The following is a 14460-nucleotide window of genomic DNA, read 5'->3' on the forward strand; positions in this document are numbered from 1 at the left end:
AAAACCCTTTGATTACAACCCGTTGCGAAACAGCTCCAATTATTGCGCCTGACTTTTTCACTGTGTCCGTTAGTTGAACTTGCGCAACTTAATACGCTGGCAATCTGATAGTAGAAAACACACTTTTCAATTCAAACCGACGTCACGCGTTTGAATAAGGAGTGCCCACCTGATCGGGGCGCTACTTCACTAACTCGACTGAACAGCCCCTGGCCTCGTCATTGAGTTCAATGGCCAGCCTGCCTGCTCGTCGACTGAACCCGCCTGCGCATCACGGACGTGCCCAGGCGGATCCCCACTACCCGGCCCAGGCCGGGTGCATGAAAGGAGAACCCATGCGGAAAATCTGGCTCTATCCGGCCGTCGCCCTGGTGACGGCCGGCACGACGCTCGCCGTCCTGCTGCAGGACACCCCCGCGCAGAGTGGGCAGGCGCCCGTCGCCTCGGCCCCGACCGGCGCGGGCAGCGTGTCCCTCCCGTCCTTGCCTGGCACAGCCGGCGCACGGGCGGCGGTCCAGACCAGCGGCCAGGCCGCGGTAAATCCATCGTCCGCCGCAGCGCCGGACAGCGCCTCCGAAGCGCCCCTGGCCCTGTGGACGGCTGATTCCCTGCAGGCCGCCGAGCAGGACGGGCTGGCCGTGTACCGCACCCAGGTCGCTCCCGAGCTGCTGGGCACCTTCGCCGTGGGCCGCACCCTGGAACTGGGCGTGCCGGGCCAGCCGGAGCCGCTGCGCGCCACGCTGGAGCAAACCCATAACACCGGCACCACCGCCGTGTGGACCGGCGCGGTGGAAGGCGGCAGCGACGCCGACACCCTGACCGTGGTCAAGGGCCGCCTGGAGACCCACATCACCCTCGCCACCACCGAGCAGACCCTGTCCTTCGTGGTGGACAACGCCACCGGTGCCACCCAGGTGACGGACCAGAACGAGCTGCTGATGCGCGCCACGCCGGACCCGATCATCACCCCCGACGCCAAGCAACTGCCGCCCCTGCCGCCGCCCGCCCAAGGCTGATCCCACAAGGAACGTCCCACCATGAAAAGACTCTTCATCGGCACCCTGCTGGCCGTCGCCGTACAGGCCGCCCATGCCGCCGAACCCCGCACCGTGGACCTGTTGGTGCTCTACACCAAGGACGCCCAGGCGCTGCCCAACGGCCGCGACATGGATGCGCGCATCGCCAGCTACATCGAGTACGCCAACAACGCCTACAAGAAAAGCAACGTCGACCTGCGCCTGCGCCTGGTGCACCGCCAGCTGCTGGACTGGGCCAGCTACCCCACCGTCTCCAGCCGCGACCTGGCCGCCTTCGCCGCCGACAGCCGCGTGCAGCAGCTGCGTGAAACCTATGGCGCCGACATGGTCCACCTCATCGGTCGCACCCAGGAAGGCCAGGGCTACGGCGTGTGCGGCATCGGCTACGTGCTCTCCGGGCCGAAGAACAGCGGCACCTTCCAATCCGGCTCCGCCAACAGCGCCTACGCCATCACCGGCGTCGACTGCAGCCTGAGCACCATGGCCCACGAGATCGGCCACAACATGGGCCTGCGCCACTCCTACGAGCAGGACATGACCGAGGGCTACTACCAGTCCAGCTGGCACCAGGGCACCTTCGAATGGAGCCGTGGCTACGGCGTGCAGGGCCAGTTCTCCACCATCATGGGCTACCCCCACGTGTTCAACGCCCGCACCCAGGCGCCGCTGTTCTCCTCGCCGCGCGTGGTCGACAGCAGCTGCGCCAACCAGGCCTGCGGCCAGGAGAACCAGGCCGACGCCGCCCGCGCACTGAACGCCATGGCCACGCAGATCGCCGCCCTGCGGGCGACCAAGGTGCCGGAGACGCAGAACCCCACCAACCCGGGCACTCCCACCACCCCGCCGACCACCCCGACCACGCCACCGACGACGCCGCCCACCACGCCGACCCCGGCCTGGTGCAACAAGCCGGCCCTGAAGGGCCTGGTGGCCAACGGTGAATTCCGCACCGCGGACGGCTGGCAGGGCCTGCTGGGCAGCGCCAACATGAGCCTGGTGAACGTCGGCAAGACCTGCCGCGACAACGCCCTGCTGTTCGAGCTGGCCAAGGGCGGCAGCGACATCCTCGCCACCCCGGTCGCCGCCCTGCGTGAAGGCACCCGCTACCGCCTGCGCGCCAAGGTCATGCTCAAGGGCACCAATGCGCGCGGCAACATCTACCTGGGCGTCCTCCACGAGGCCAACGACCGCATCAGCTACAGCAACGCCTCGGGCCTGACCCAGTCGGTCACCAGCAGCGAGTTCACCACCCTGGAACGCACCTTCACCTACACCCGCGCCCAGACCCCGCCGCGCAGCACCTACGTGGGCCTGATCAGCCGCGACGGCCTGAGCGTGCTGGTGGACGAAGTGGAACTGACCGAAGTGGCCGAGCCGACGCCCACCAACCCGACCACGCCTTCCGTTCCCTCGAAGCTGGGCTGGAACTTCGAAAACGGCGCGGCCGGCTGGGCCGGCTTCCATGGCACCACCCGCCTGGTCGCCCTGGGTGGCAACACCGGCACCTCGCTGGAAAGCTACGCCCGTCAGTACGAAGGCAGCGGCGCCAGCATCCCGCTGCAGGGCAAGGTGCAGGGCGGCCTGAACTACCGCCTGGCAGCCGATGTGATGATCGGCCGCAACGCCGGCATCAAGGGCCTCACCTACGGCTACCTCTACCTGGAGGACGCCAACGGCCAGGGTCGCTACCTGCCGCTGGGTGCAAGCCCCACCCTGGGTGGCACCTGGAGCCGCCTGCAGCAGGATGTGCAGATCCCCGCCGGCACCTACCGCCGCGTGGAGCTACTGGTACTGGGCACCCGCAAGGACCAGTCCCTGTACCTGGACAACGTCAGCTTCAACCGGCTCTGAGCCAAGGCCCCCGGCGCTGCCGGGGGCTTCCCCCCTGCAGGGCCCTTCAGCGGCCCTCTTCGCAGGCCTCTCGCCCCAGGGCCATGAAGGCCGCCGGCAAACGCGCCTGGCGGCGGTCCTTGAGGCAGTAGAGGTATTCGTCGATCTGCGGCGCCTGTTCCAGCTCGATCACGCACAACTCGGGGTTATCCGGCACTTCGTGGCGAGCGATGATGCTGATGCCGATATTGCGGATCACCGCCTCGCGGATGGACTCACGGCTGCCGATCTCCAGCAGCGGGCCGATGTCCAGGCCGGCCTTTTCCAGCAGCGCCTCGGTGAGCTGGCGGGTGATCGACCCGCGTTCACGCATCAGCAGGTTGTGGCCCTTGAGGGCGGCGATATCCACCGACACGCGCCCGGCCAGGGGGTGGCTGCGGTGCACCGCCAGCACCAGGGGGTCGCTGCCCAGCACCAGGCGGGTAAGGCGCTGGTCGTCGAGCTTCTGCGACGAGGCGGCCAGGTCCACGCGGTATTCCTCCAGCGCCTCCAGCACCTGCTGGGAGTTGCCGATCTCCACCGAGACCTCGATCTGCGGGTAGCGCTCGCGGAAGGTCCGCACCAGCCCGAGGATGTAATAGGGCGAGGTGGCGCCGATGCGCAGGCTGCCCTGCATCTGCCCGCTGTTGCGCAGGAAGAACTCGATATCGGCTTCCTGCTGCAGCAGCACCTTGACCATGGGCAGCAGGCGCGCGCCCTCCTCACTCACGGTCAGCCGGCGGCCACCGCGATGGAAGAGTTCGACGGCGTACTGGCCTTCCAGGTTGCGGATCTGGGTGGTGACGGTCGGCTGGCTCAGGCCCAGCTTCTTGGCGGCCTGGGTGATGCTGCCCAGGCGCGCGACCATGTAGAACGCCTTGAGCTCGGCACTGAGCATGAGGGCTGCTTTCCAATAGAAGGGAGGCGGCGATTATAAGCGCGACGGCGAACCGACTTCATGCAGGGCGTGACGCCCCCGAACCTTGGCCGGGACACGCAAAGTGGCTAATGGTTCACAAGCACTAGCACACCCGTACTATTCAAGCCTTTCGCCTCCCTCCCTAGACTCCCCTGCAGGCGCTATGGCCCGCCCGCCCGCTCCGGGTCCCGCGGCACCGTGCTGCCGCCACGCCGATAACGACACCTGCCGCCCCGGTAGGCCCGGATCACGCACCAAAGGAATGCCCCCATGAAACTCCAAGGAATCGCCGCCGGTTTCGCCCTCGCCTCCACCCTGCTCACCACCGGCTGCATCCCGCAGAATGGCCAGACCCAAGGCCTGTTCACGCCCCCGGCTACCAACAATGCCGCCGCCGGCACCCAGGTCGCCTCGGCCAACGCCCCCTGCACCCCGAACGCCACGGCCGACCTGATCTCCACCGGCCGCAGCCTGCTGGAAATCGGCACCAGCATCATGCAGACCAAAGCCAACATGAATAACGCCAACAATGGCTACAACAGCTACACCATGCAGGACGTCGAGAACGCCCAGAAGATCAACAAGGGCAACGAGATCCTCAACAACGTCGAAACCATGACCGGCGGCCCCCAGGCCCCCTGCAGCTGATAGCGTTTCCCCCCGTCGCCTTGAGTACAGGGATGTACGGGGCGCCGGGTTTTCCCTCCCCGAGCAACGAGCCCGCGCCTGCGCGGGCTCGCTCGTTTCAGGGCCCCTGTCACTTCCGTGTCACAAAAGAGTCATAACCTCCGCAAAATCGATAAACCAAGGAGGTGGCAGATGAGCGTTGGCAACGACCTGCTGGCACAGCGCATCCATCGTGAGCTGCTGGACCACAGCGACGAAGAACTCGAACTGGAGCTGCTGGAAGACGGCCACGACCTGGACGCCTACTTCGACAACCACGTCGACGACAACCCCGGGCGCCAGGCACGGCGCAACTACTTCCAGGAGCTGTTCCGCCTGCAGGGTGAGCTGGTGAAGCTGCAGAGCTGGGTGGTCAAGACCGGACACAAGGTGGTGATCCTCTTCGAAGGCCGCGACGCCGCCGGCAAGGGCGGCGTGATCAAGCGCATCACGCAGCGCCTCAACCCCCGCGTATGCCGGGTCGCCGCCCTGCCGGCCCCCAACGACCGCGAGCAGACCCAGTGGTACTTCCAGCGCTACGTCTCGCACCTGCCGGCCGCCGGCGAGATCGTCCTGTTCGATCGCAGCTGGTACAACCGCGCCGGCGTCGAGCGGGTGATGGGCTTCTGCAACGACGAGCAGTACGAGGAGTTCTTCCGCACCGTGCCGGAGTTCGAGCGCATGCTGGTGCGTTCCGGCATCCAGTTGGTGAAGTACTGGTTCTCCATCTCCGACCAGGAACAGCACCTGCGCTTCCTGGCGCGCATCCACGACCCGCTCAAGCAGTGGAAGCTCAGCCCCATGGACCTCGAGTCCCGCCGCCGCTGGGAGGCCTACACCAAGGCCAAGGAAATCATGCTCGAACGCGCCCACATCGAGGAGGCGCCCTGGTGGGTGGTGCAGGCCGACGACAAGAAGAAGGCGCGGCTCAACTGCATCCACCACCTGCTCGGCCAGATGCCCTACGAGGAAGTGGAACAGCCCAGCGTCCAGTTGCCGCAGCGCCTGCGCCACGCCGACTACGTGCGCAACCCGACGCCCCGCGAGATCCTCGTCCCCGAGATCTACTGAGCATCATTTCCGGCGTGACTCACTCGCGTGAAAATGCATCGCAGACACAGAACTATCGCGGCGCCCGGCATTTTCAGCTATCAAGGCCGGCGCGCTGCAACGTCGCAGCGATTCGAGGAAGCGGTGCATGTATCACGGAGAACGTTTCAACGCCTGGACCCACCTGGTCGGCGCGCTGCTGGCAGGTATCGGCGCCATCTGGCTGCTGGTCCTGGCAGCGCTGGATGGCAGCACGACGAAGATCGTCAGCGTCGCCATCTACGGCGTGACCCTGGTGATGCTCTACAGCATATCCACGGTCTATCACAGCGTCCGTGGGCGGGCGAAGGTGATCATGCGCAAGCTCGATCACCTGTCGATCTACCTGCTCATCGCCGGTAGCTACACGCCCTTCTGCCTGGTCACCCTGAAAGGCGCCTGGGGCTGGACGCTGTTCGGCATCGTCTGGACGCTCGGCATCATCGGCATGCTGCAGGAGATCAAGCCGCGCTCGGAAGCCCGCGTACTGTCGATCATCATCTACGCGGTGATGGGCTGGATCGTGCTCATCGCCATCAAGCCGCTGATCGCCGCCCTGGGCACCACCGGCTTCACCTGGCTCGCCGCGGGCGGGGTGTTCTACACCGTCGGCATCATCTTCTTCGCCTTCGACAGCCGCTTCCGCCACTGGCACGGCATCTGGCACCTGTTCGTCATCGCCGGCAGCCTGCTGCACTTCGTGGCGATCCTGCGTTTCGTGGTGTAGAAACCCGCAAAAACCGTGCTTCGCAACCGCCGGGTGGCACCCGACCTACGCGTGCAGTGCAGCGGCGACCTTGGGGCAAATGTAGGGGCGAATTCATTCGCCCAGCAGGCCGCAGGGCTGCCATCGCTCGGTGCCTCCCGGCAGCCCCGCTTGGTGGATGAGAAGAGCGTCATCCACCCTACACACCGGTTAGCACCCTGGCTCGGGGTGAGCACGGTGCCGTAGGTTGGCGCCGAGCGCAGCGAGGCCCAACACGCGATGCCAGGCTCCGCTTCAGCCCCTTCCCTGTGGCTTCAATCCCGGCGCGAATAGGCCCGGGGCATGAGGCCGCCGGACATCAGGGCATCGCCCATGGAGGCGGATGACGGCCGCGCGCCTGGCGTTCGGGCCGTGAGCAGGCCAGCCAGCAGCGGCGAGGATGGCCGCTCCGGGCCGTCGCAGCCCAGGAGCAGCAGTTCGATCAACGCGTGTGCGGATGCACAGTCCCGATTGTCCATGGGTGTTCTCCGGCAATGGCTTTGTCCTTACGCTACTGCCCGTCGCAGAGCGGAAATTGACCTGGGTCAGTCCCGTCCACGACGCCCCTGCGACAACCCGGCGCAGGGCACCGTCCAATGCATGTTGACTTCGATCAATCAAAGGTCCCGCCAGAAGGGTAAACAGGAGCCATAGGCGCAATGCGCCGCCCCTTTTCCCTTACCTGGAGACAGCCATGTCCGCACTCAACTCCGCCCTCGCCGCCAAGCCGCTGCACCCGACGCCGCGAGGCGATTACTGGATCGAGCCCCTGGAAGACGGCACCTATGTGCTCATCCGGCCCTTGCGCGAAGAGGATCGCGAGCGCGAACGCGCCTTCATCAACCGCCTGTCACCGGAGGCCCGTCATAACCGCTTCCTCGGCGAGTTCCGCGAAGTGGCCCCGCCGCTGCTCAACCAGCTCATGGATGTCGACGACAAGGACCGCGTCGCCCTGGTGGCCCTGGCCCATGTGGACGGCGAACTGCTGGAAGTCGGCATCAGCCGCTACGCCAAGGTCGGCGAGCTCGGCCAGTGCGAGTTCGCCGTCACCGTGGCCGATGAATGGCTGCGCCGCGGCCTCGGCAGCATCCTCTTCGAACACCTGGCGGACAGCGCCCGGCGCAACGGCTTCCGCCAGCTCTACTCCATCGACTCGGCGAGTAACGCCGGCATGCGCGGCCTGGCCCGCAAGCTCGGCCTGCAGCGTCGCCGCGATGCCGAAGACCCGACCCAGGTGATCCACCGCCTGGACCTGTAACCCCGACCCACCCTCGCGAGCAGGCCCCTCAGCGGGCCTGCCGTCCCGGCGGCACACCGTGGCCCGCGCCTGCCAATGCAGCGAAGCGTGGTTCCGCCAGGCGCGCCGACCAACCCAGCCAGCTTGCCGATGATCCGGCGCCCGTGCGTGCCACCCTCAGCTGCACGTGGATATGCCCCACCATGCAGACGCTCATGCCATCCATGTTGAAATAGGTGCACGCCTGCTGGGTGTTCTCGCAGCCGGCCGATCTGTCCTGGTAAACGGGCTCGCCCTGCTCCGCCGCATGGAACGCCAGGTCGGTAATCAGCCCGGTGCGTTCGGTGCCGCTGCGCTTGCTCAGGTCCCATCCCATCTTCTTTCGTTGCCCTGAAAGCCGAAGGCCTGGTAGCGAACTGCCGACGTGACCGCAGCCCTCGCCAAGGGCGGCCGCGCCTCGCTGTGGTCGCCAGGCCTTCCGGCGTAGCGACTTGGTCATGAAAGAGTAGCCAGCCCTCGTGAGCTGACAAGCAGCAAGCGGCGAACTTCCCGGGCGTTCCGACGATCAACCGATACGCCAATCACCAGCGGAGTCGCCATGAACCAGGCCAAAGACGGCAAGACACCGGGGTTGTCCGCCCGGGAGAAACAGGACGTCAACGAAAACCAGCCACCCCGGGCCGCCGTCCTTCACGAGATCATCCGCACCCAGGGCGACCAGGAGCTGGAGCGCAACGCCGCTGCGCTCTGGTGGTCGGCCCTGGCCGCCGGGCTGACCATGGGCCTGTCGCTGATGGCCATGGGGCTGTTCAACGCGCGCCTGCCCGCTGGCGAGGCGAGCAAGGTGATCGCCAGTCTCGGCTACTCCGCGGGCTTCCTCGCGGTGATCCTGGCGCGCCAGCAACTGTTCACCGAGAACACCCTCACCGCCGTGCTGCCGGTGATGAGCAAACCCACCCTGAACAACGTCGGGCGCCTGCTGCGCCTGTGGAGCGTGGTGCTCGCCGGCAACCTGGCCGGCACCCTGCTGGTGGCCTGGGTGATGCTGCGCCTGCCGATCTTCGATGCCGCCACCGATGCCGCCTTCCTCGACATCGGCCGCAAGGTGATGGAGAACGACGTCAACCAGATGTTCGCCAAGGGCATCGTCTCCGGCTGGATGATCGCCACCATGGTCTGGATGATCCCCTCCCAGGAAAGCGCCAAGCTGTGGATCATCCTCCTCATCACCTACCTGATGGCCCTGGGCGACTTCACCCACATCGTGGTCGGCTCGGCCGAGGTCTCCTACCTGGTGTTCGCCGGCCATCTGGACTGGAGTGCGTTCTGGCTGACCTTCGCCGGCCCCACCCTGGCCGGCAACATCGTCGGTGGCAGCCTGATCTTCGCCCTGATCAGCCACGCCCAGGTGCGCAGCGACGGCGACAGCCCCCGGCCCACCCGGGATACCGAGCCCGCGCCCCGGCGCAAGGCCACCCGCCGCTGAACGGTTGTCGATCCGCCGCCACGCCAGACGACCATGAGCATGCCGGCTATCCTCGAACCGGCCCGCACTGGAGAACCGCCATGCCCATCCGCCCGCGCATCACCCCCTGCCTGTGGTTCGACGATCAGGCCGAAGCCGCCGTCGATTTCTACATCGGCATCTTCCCCGACTCGCGGATCACCGCCGTCACCCGCTACGGCGAGGCCGGCAAGGAAATCCACGGCCGCCCCGCCGGCAGCGTGCTGACCCTCGCCTTCGAGCTGGACGGCCAGGCCTTCACCGCCCTCAACGGCGGCCCGCTGTTCCAGTTCAACGAAGCCCTCTCGCTGCAGGTGGATTGCCGCGACCAGGCCGAGGTCGACCACTACTGGAACGCACTGGGTGCCTGCGGCCCGGTGGAAGCCCAGCAATGCGGCTGGCTCAAGGACAGGTTCGGGCTGTCCTGGCAGATCGTGCCCCAGGTACTGCCCGCCATGCTGCAGGCGCCGGACGCGGTGAAATCCCAACGCGCCTTCCAGGCCATGCTGGGCATGAAGAAGCTGGATATCGCCGCCCTGCAGCAGGCCTTCGACGGCCGCTGAGCGGAGCGAACGGCGCCTGGAGCCCCACGGGACGGGGCCTCCAGGCGATGGCGAGGGTGCGGGACGCGATCGCTAGCCGGCACCAATAAAACTGATTATCATTTGCGCCATTTTCCAGTGGCCGGATGCTGCAGTGACCTCCTCCAACCTCGACAGCGTATTCCTCGCCCAGCGCATGCCCCTGCTGCGTACCCTGGCCAGGATGGTGAAGAACCCCAGCGTCGCCGAGGACCTGGTGCAGGAGACCTACCTGCGCGTCGCCCGCACCCTGGCCGAACGCCCCATCGACCACCTCGAACCCTTCCTCTTCCAGACCGGCCGCAACCTGGCCCTCGACCACCTGCGGCACATGCGCATGCAATCGCGCACGCTGATGGACGATGTGCCCGACGACGTCATCCAGGCCGTTGCTGCACCCATCTCCTCGGCCGAGGACGGGCTCCACGCGGAGAAGCTCCTGCAGCGCCTGGGCAGCACCCTGTCCCAGCTGACCCAGCGCCAGCAGCGCATCTTCATCCTCAGCCGCCTGCACGGGCATGGCTACGCGGAGATCGCCGAAGAGCTGGATGTGTCGCCCAGCACGGTGCAAAAGGAACTCAAGCTGATCATGGCGATCTGCATGAACCTGCTCAGCCGCCTGGATCCGCCGACATGAAGGACTTCCGCTCGGCCTCGGGTTCGACAAGAATAGACGCCCCCGAATCCGAGGTAGGCGCCGTGCCCCAGCCCGATCCCGTTCCGCCCGCAGCCGGCCCCGGTGCCGACGACGCGCGCCTGGGCGAAGCGCTGGACTGGCTGATCCTCCTCGACAGCGCCGACGCCGAATGCCGGGCCCGCTTCGAGGCCTGGATGGCCGCCTCGCCGGACAATGCCCTGGCCTTCCGCCTGGCCCAGAGCCTCTGGCAATCGCCGCTGCTCACCGCCGCCGCCGCTCGCCTCGACCGTGAACACAAGCGCCCGGTCCGCCGCGCCCTGCTCAAGCCCCTGGCCGCAGCCGCCGTGCTGCTCCTGGCGGTGGGCGTGGGCCTGCAGAGCGACCTGCTGCTGCGCCTGCGCGCCGACCACCTCACCGAGGTCGGCCAGCGCCAGAACCTGGAGCTCGCCGACGGCTCGCGCATCCTGCTCAACACCGACACCGCCTTCTCCAGCCGCATCGATGACCAGCAGCGCAGTGCCCGCCTCTACCAGGGCGAGGCCTACTTCGACGTCGCCCACGACCGCAGCCGCCCCTTCGAGGTGGACGCCGGCCCGGTGCAGGTCTCGGTGCGCGGCACCGCCTTCGCCGTGCGCTACCTGGGTGACGAGGCCGAAGTCAGCGTCGAGCGCGGCGAAGTCGACCTGCGCTCGCGGGAAGACAACGCCCGCGTCAGCCTCAGCGCCGGCGACAGCATCCGCATCGGGCCTGCCGGCTTCGGTGACCGCCGCCACGGCCAGGCCGACCAGTTGGCCTGGGTCAAGGGCCGCCTGGTGTTCGAAGACTGCCCCATGCGTGAAGTGCTGGCCGAGCTGCGCCGCTACTACCCGGGCTGGATCATCAGCACCGACGAGCGCCTGGGCGAGCGCACCGTCACCGGCAACTACCGCCTGGACGATCCCCTGGGCGTGGTGCGCTCCCTCGCCCACATCACCTCGACCAAGCTCCACGAATTCCCTGCCCTGGTCATCCTCGACTGAATGGGTGGGCCGGTTCAGCCGCGCCCACCCCACTCGCTGCATGAGGGCGATTAACCGGGCGTAGGGTGGACCGCGCTTCATCGGTCCACCTTCCGGGCTCGCCGGTCACTCCGTTGGTTGATGAAAAGAGCGTCATCCACCCTACGCGCCATGAGTTCGAGTTCACCAGGGCGCAGCCCTGTACCGGTTCGGAGGCCTCCCGTTCGCGGGGGCGCAGGTGCATGAGGACGACTGACCGGGCGTAGGGTGGACCGCGCTTCACCGGTCCACCATTCGGGCTCGCCGGTCACTCCGCTGGTGGATGAAAAGAGCGTCATCCACCCTACGCAGCCATGAGTTCGAGTTCATCAGGGCGCAGCCCTGTTGCCGGTTCGGAGGCCTCGCCCGACACGCGCCGACGGGCCTTGTCACCCCCCGTCGGAATAACCCCGACATTATTTTTACGCGATTGCATTTTCTCGTTCGTCTCGTCAAAAGCCAATGACACTGATTCGCATTAGAAATGCGATTAACGGACAGAAGAGAGCCGCTCCCATGACCACCCGCTCAAACCGCCCCACCCTGCTGTCCGCCCCCACCGGCGTGTCGCTGCTGGCCCTGTCGATCGCCCTGGGCAGCCTGCCCTTCGGCATCACCCAGGCCGCCGAAACCGGTGTCGCGCCGATCCAGCTGGCCAGCCAGGGCGGTTACAGCTTCGCCATCGCCCGCCAGCCCCTGGTGGAAGCGCTCAACGCCTTCAGCGCCGTGAGCGGCTGGCAGGTCGGCCTCTCTTCCGATCTCGCCGCTGGCGTGCAGTCCCCCGGCGTCAATGGCCGCCTGCCGGCCGAACAGGCCCTGCAGCGCCTGCTGGCAGGCACCGGCCTGGAATACCGCGCCGTCGGCGAGCGCAGCGTGGTGCTGGTACGCACCCCGGCCAAGGGCCTGGCCATGGAGCTGAACCCCACCACCGTGACCGCAACCCGCCACGAGCAGAGCGCCAGCACCGTGCCGGTCACCGTCAGCGTGAAGAGCCGCGAACAGCTGGACCGCAAGAACGTCAACAACATCCGCGACCTGGTGCGTGACGAGCCGGGCGTCTCCGTCGGCGGTGCCGGCCAGCGCGCCGGCACCAGCGGCTACAACATCCGTGGCATCGACGGTGACCGCGTACTGACCCAGATCGACGGCGTCGAAGTGCCAGCCAGCTTCTTCTACGGCCCCTACGCCCAGACCCACCGCAACTACGTGGACCCGGAAATCGTCAAGCGCGTGGAAATCCTCCGCGGCCCGGCCTCGGCCCTCTACGGCAGCAACGCCATCGGCGGCGCGGTGAGCTACTTCACCCTGGATGCCGACGACATCATCAAGCCCGGCCGCGATGTCGGTGCCCGCCTGAAGACCGGCTACAGCTCCGCCGACGACAGCTGGCTCAACTCGGCCACCGTCGCCGGCCGCCACGAGCAGTTCGACGCCCTGCTGCACCTGTCCCAGCGCAACGGCCACGAGACCGAATCCTTCGGCGGCCACGGCGGCACCGGCCTGGACCGCACCGAAGCCAACCCGGAAGACGTGCGTTCAACCAACGTCCTGGCCAAGCTGGGCTGGAACTACAACGACACCGACCGCCTGCAACTGACCTACGAGAAGTACAAGGACGATCGCGACACCAACCAGCTCAGCGCCGTCGGCGGCCCCTTCAACGCCCCGACCATCGGCGTGGGCTCGGACTACTACAAGTCGCGCAGCGGCAACGACACCATCACCCGCGAGCGCTTCGGCCTGGAACACACCGTCGCCCTCGACAGCCTGCTGGCCGACAACCTGAAGTGGAGCCTGAACTACCAGATCGCCAAGACCGATCAGAGCACCCAGGAACGCTACGCTCCCAGCTTCGGTGGTTCGGTGTTCCGTGACGTGATGCGCTACCGCGACACCTACTACAAGGACCGTCTGTGGGTGATCGATGCGCAACTGGACAAGGCCTTCAGCCTGGGCGACACCGAGCACCTGCTGACCTACGGCCTCAACCTCAAGCACCAGGAAGTCACCGGCCTGCGCAGCGGCACCGCCTTCTGCTACGCCTCGGTCGGCAGCTGCACCAACCGCGTCGGCCAGGTCAGCCCCACCGCCAGTGACAGCCTGCCCCCGCAGAGCGATTTCCCCGATCCCACCGTCAAGACCTACGCCCTGTTCGCCCAGGATGAAATCCGCTGGAACCAGTGGACCTTTCTCCCCGGCCTGCGCTATGACCGCACCGACCTCGAGCCCGAGTTGACCCCGGACTACCTGCGCACCCTCGGTACCAGCAGCTTCCGCCCGAGTGACGAAACCAAGCACTGGCAGCGTGTATCGCCGAAGTTCGGCGTGACCTACGCCTTCGACGACACCTACACCTGGTTCGGCCAGTACGCCGAAGGCTTCCGTACCCCCAACGCCAAGGAAATGTACGGCCGCTTCGAGAACACCTCGCTGGGCTACATCGTCGAACCCAACCCGGACCTGGAGCCGGAGAAGAGCCGCAGCCTGGAAACCGGCCTGCGTGGCAACTTCGAAGGCGGCAGCTTCGACGTGGCGGTGTTCTACAACCGCTACCGCGACTTCCTCGACAACGATGCCGTCGGCCGCAGCGGCAGCCTGACCGTGTTCCAGAGCAAGAACATCGGCCGTGCCAGCATCCGCGGCATGGAGGTCAAGGGCCGCCTGGACCTGGAACATTTCGGTGCCTTCCCGGGCCTCTACACCCAGGGTTCCATCGCCTATGCCCGTGGCCGCAACGACGAAACCGGCCAGCCGCTGAACAGCATCAACCCGCTGACCGGCGTATTCGGCCTGGGCTACGAGCAGGACGCCTTCGGCACCCAACTGAGCTGGACCCTGGTCAAGCGCAAGACGCGCATCGACGAAGACAACTTCAACGCCCCGGATGGCAGCCCCAGCCAGTTCGCCACCCCGGGCTTCGGCATGCTCGACCTGACCGGCTACTACAAGCTGACCGACGACCTCACCGTCAACGCCGGCCTCTACAACCTGACCGACAAGAAGTACTGGCTGTGGGATGACGTGCGCGGCTACGACGGCGTCGGCGAAGCCGGCGTGACCGCCCCGGCCAACCTCGACCGCCTGACCCAACCGGGCCGCAACTTCTCCGTCAACCTCGTCTGGGACATCTGATCGCCGC

General features: G+C 66.8%; 14 protein-coding genes. 11 read left to right on the plus strand and 3 right to left on the minus strand.

From position 1 onward, the window contains the following. The first annotated feature begins 335 nt into the window (after nucleotides 1-335). Together PI990_RS16300 and PI990_RS16305 are read left to right on the plus strand one after the other, a co-directional pair. Nucleotides 336-1016, plus strand: a complete 681-nt coding sequence (locus PI990_RS16300) for a hypothetical protein (RefSeq protein WP_271657746.1) — start codon at nucleotides 336-338, stop codon at nucleotides 1014-1016. 21 nt (nucleotides 1017-1037) lie between these two features. Further along, nucleotides 1038-2888: a zinc-dependent metalloprotease family protein gene (locus PI990_RS16305; RefSeq protein WP_271657747.1), complete on the plus strand. Its 1851-nt coding sequence runs from the start codon at nucleotides 1038-1040 to the stop codon at nucleotides 2886-2888. Nucleotides 2889-2934: 46 nt separating this feature from the next. Here the strand turns inward: PI990_RS16305 and PI990_RS16310 are convergent, their stop codons facing one another. Continuing rightward, a complete protein-coding gene (locus tag PI990_RS16310; RefSeq protein WP_265168665.1) occupies nucleotides 2935-3804 on the minus strand; it encodes a LysR family transcriptional regulator in 870 nt (289 codons plus the stop codon). 291 nt (nucleotides 3805-4095) lie between these two features. Here PI990_RS16310 and PI990_RS16315 point away from each other — a divergent pair, with 291 nt between their 5' ends. From PI990_RS16315 to trhA, 3 genes are all read left to right on the plus strand, one after another. After that, nucleotides 4096-4473: a hypothetical protein gene (locus PI990_RS16315; protein ID WP_021217465.1), complete on the plus strand. Its 378-nt coding sequence runs from the start codon at nucleotides 4096-4098 to the stop codon at nucleotides 4471-4473. Between the two features lie 171 nt (nucleotides 4474-4644). Continuing rightward, complete coding sequence (gene ppk2, locus PI990_RS16320; RefSeq protein ID WP_271657748.1) at nucleotides 4645-5562, plus strand: polyphosphate kinase 2; 918 nt, start codon at nucleotides 4645-4647, stop codon at nucleotides 5560-5562. Between the two features lie 127 nt (nucleotides 5563-5689). Next, complete coding sequence (gene trhA, locus PI990_RS16325) at nucleotides 5690-6307, plus strand: PAQR family membrane homeostasis protein TrhA (RefSeq protein ID WP_271657749.1); 618 nt, start codon at nucleotides 5690-5692, stop codon at nucleotides 6305-6307. A 293-nt stretch (nucleotides 6308-6600) separates the two neighbouring features. On the opposite strand, the gene PI990_RS16330 is transcribed toward trhA, so the two are convergent. Beyond that, entirely contained in the window at nucleotides 6601-6804 is a 204-nt protein-coding gene (locus PI990_RS16330; RefSeq protein WP_021217469.1) for a hypothetical protein, read from the minus strand. A 215-nt stretch (nucleotides 6805-7019) separates the two neighbouring features. On the opposite strand from PI990_RS16330, the gene PI990_RS16335 reads away from it, so the two are divergent. Continuing rightward, the gene (locus PI990_RS16335; RefSeq protein ID WP_271657750.1) at nucleotides 7020-7583 is read left to right on the plus strand and encodes a GNAT family N-acetyltransferase; all 564 of its coding nucleotides are present in this window, start codon (nucleotides 7020-7022) and stop codon (nucleotides 7581-7583) included. A gap of 28 nt (nucleotides 7584-7611) precedes the next feature. Here PI990_RS16335 and PI990_RS16340 read toward each other — a convergent pair whose 3' ends face one another. After that, nucleotides 7612-7938 (minus strand): hypothetical protein, encoded by a 327-nt coding sequence (locus tag PI990_RS16340; RefSeq protein WP_271657751.1) that lies wholly within the window; start codon nucleotides 7936-7938, stop codon nucleotides 7612-7614. Between the two features lie 222 nt (nucleotides 7939-8160). Between PI990_RS16340 and PI990_RS16345 the strand changes: the two genes are divergently transcribed. From PI990_RS16345 to PI990_RS16365, 5 genes are all read left to right on the plus strand, one after another. Continuing rightward, nucleotides 8161-9048, plus strand: coding sequence for a formate/nitrite transporter family protein (locus PI990_RS16345; RefSeq protein WP_271657752.1), 888 nt, complete (start codon nucleotides 8161-8163; stop codon nucleotides 9046-9048). Nucleotides 9049-9128: 80 nt separating this feature from the next. Then, nucleotides 9129-9629, plus strand: a complete 501-nt coding sequence (locus PI990_RS16350) for a VOC family protein (RefSeq protein ID WP_271657753.1) — start codon at nucleotides 9129-9131, stop codon at nucleotides 9627-9629. A gap of 175 nt (nucleotides 9630-9804) precedes the next feature. Next, nucleotides 9805-10284 (plus strand): RNA polymerase sigma factor, encoded by a 480-nt coding sequence (locus tag PI990_RS16355; protein ID WP_371877160.1) that lies wholly within the window; start codon nucleotides 9805-9807, stop codon nucleotides 10282-10284. Next, nucleotides 10281-11303: a FecR family protein gene (locus PI990_RS16360; RefSeq protein WP_271657754.1), complete on the plus strand. Its 1023-nt coding sequence runs from the start codon at nucleotides 10281-10283 to the stop codon at nucleotides 11301-11303. Before PI990_RS16355 ends, PI990_RS16360 begins: the two co-directional genes overlap by 4 nt. A gap of 534 nt (nucleotides 11304-11837) precedes the next feature. Continuing rightward, nucleotides 11838-14453 (plus strand): TonB-dependent receptor, encoded by a 2616-nt coding sequence (locus tag PI990_RS16365; protein WP_271657755.1) that lies wholly within the window; start codon nucleotides 11838-11840, stop codon nucleotides 14451-14453. Nucleotides 14454-14460: the final 7 nt, after the last annotated feature.

Origin of the sequence: Pseudomonas sp. TUM22785 (genome assembly GCF_028198105.1) — a bacterium.
GTDB lineage: Bacteria > Pseudomonadota > Gammaproteobacteria > Pseudomonadales > Pseudomonadaceae > Metapseudomonas > Metapseudomonas solani.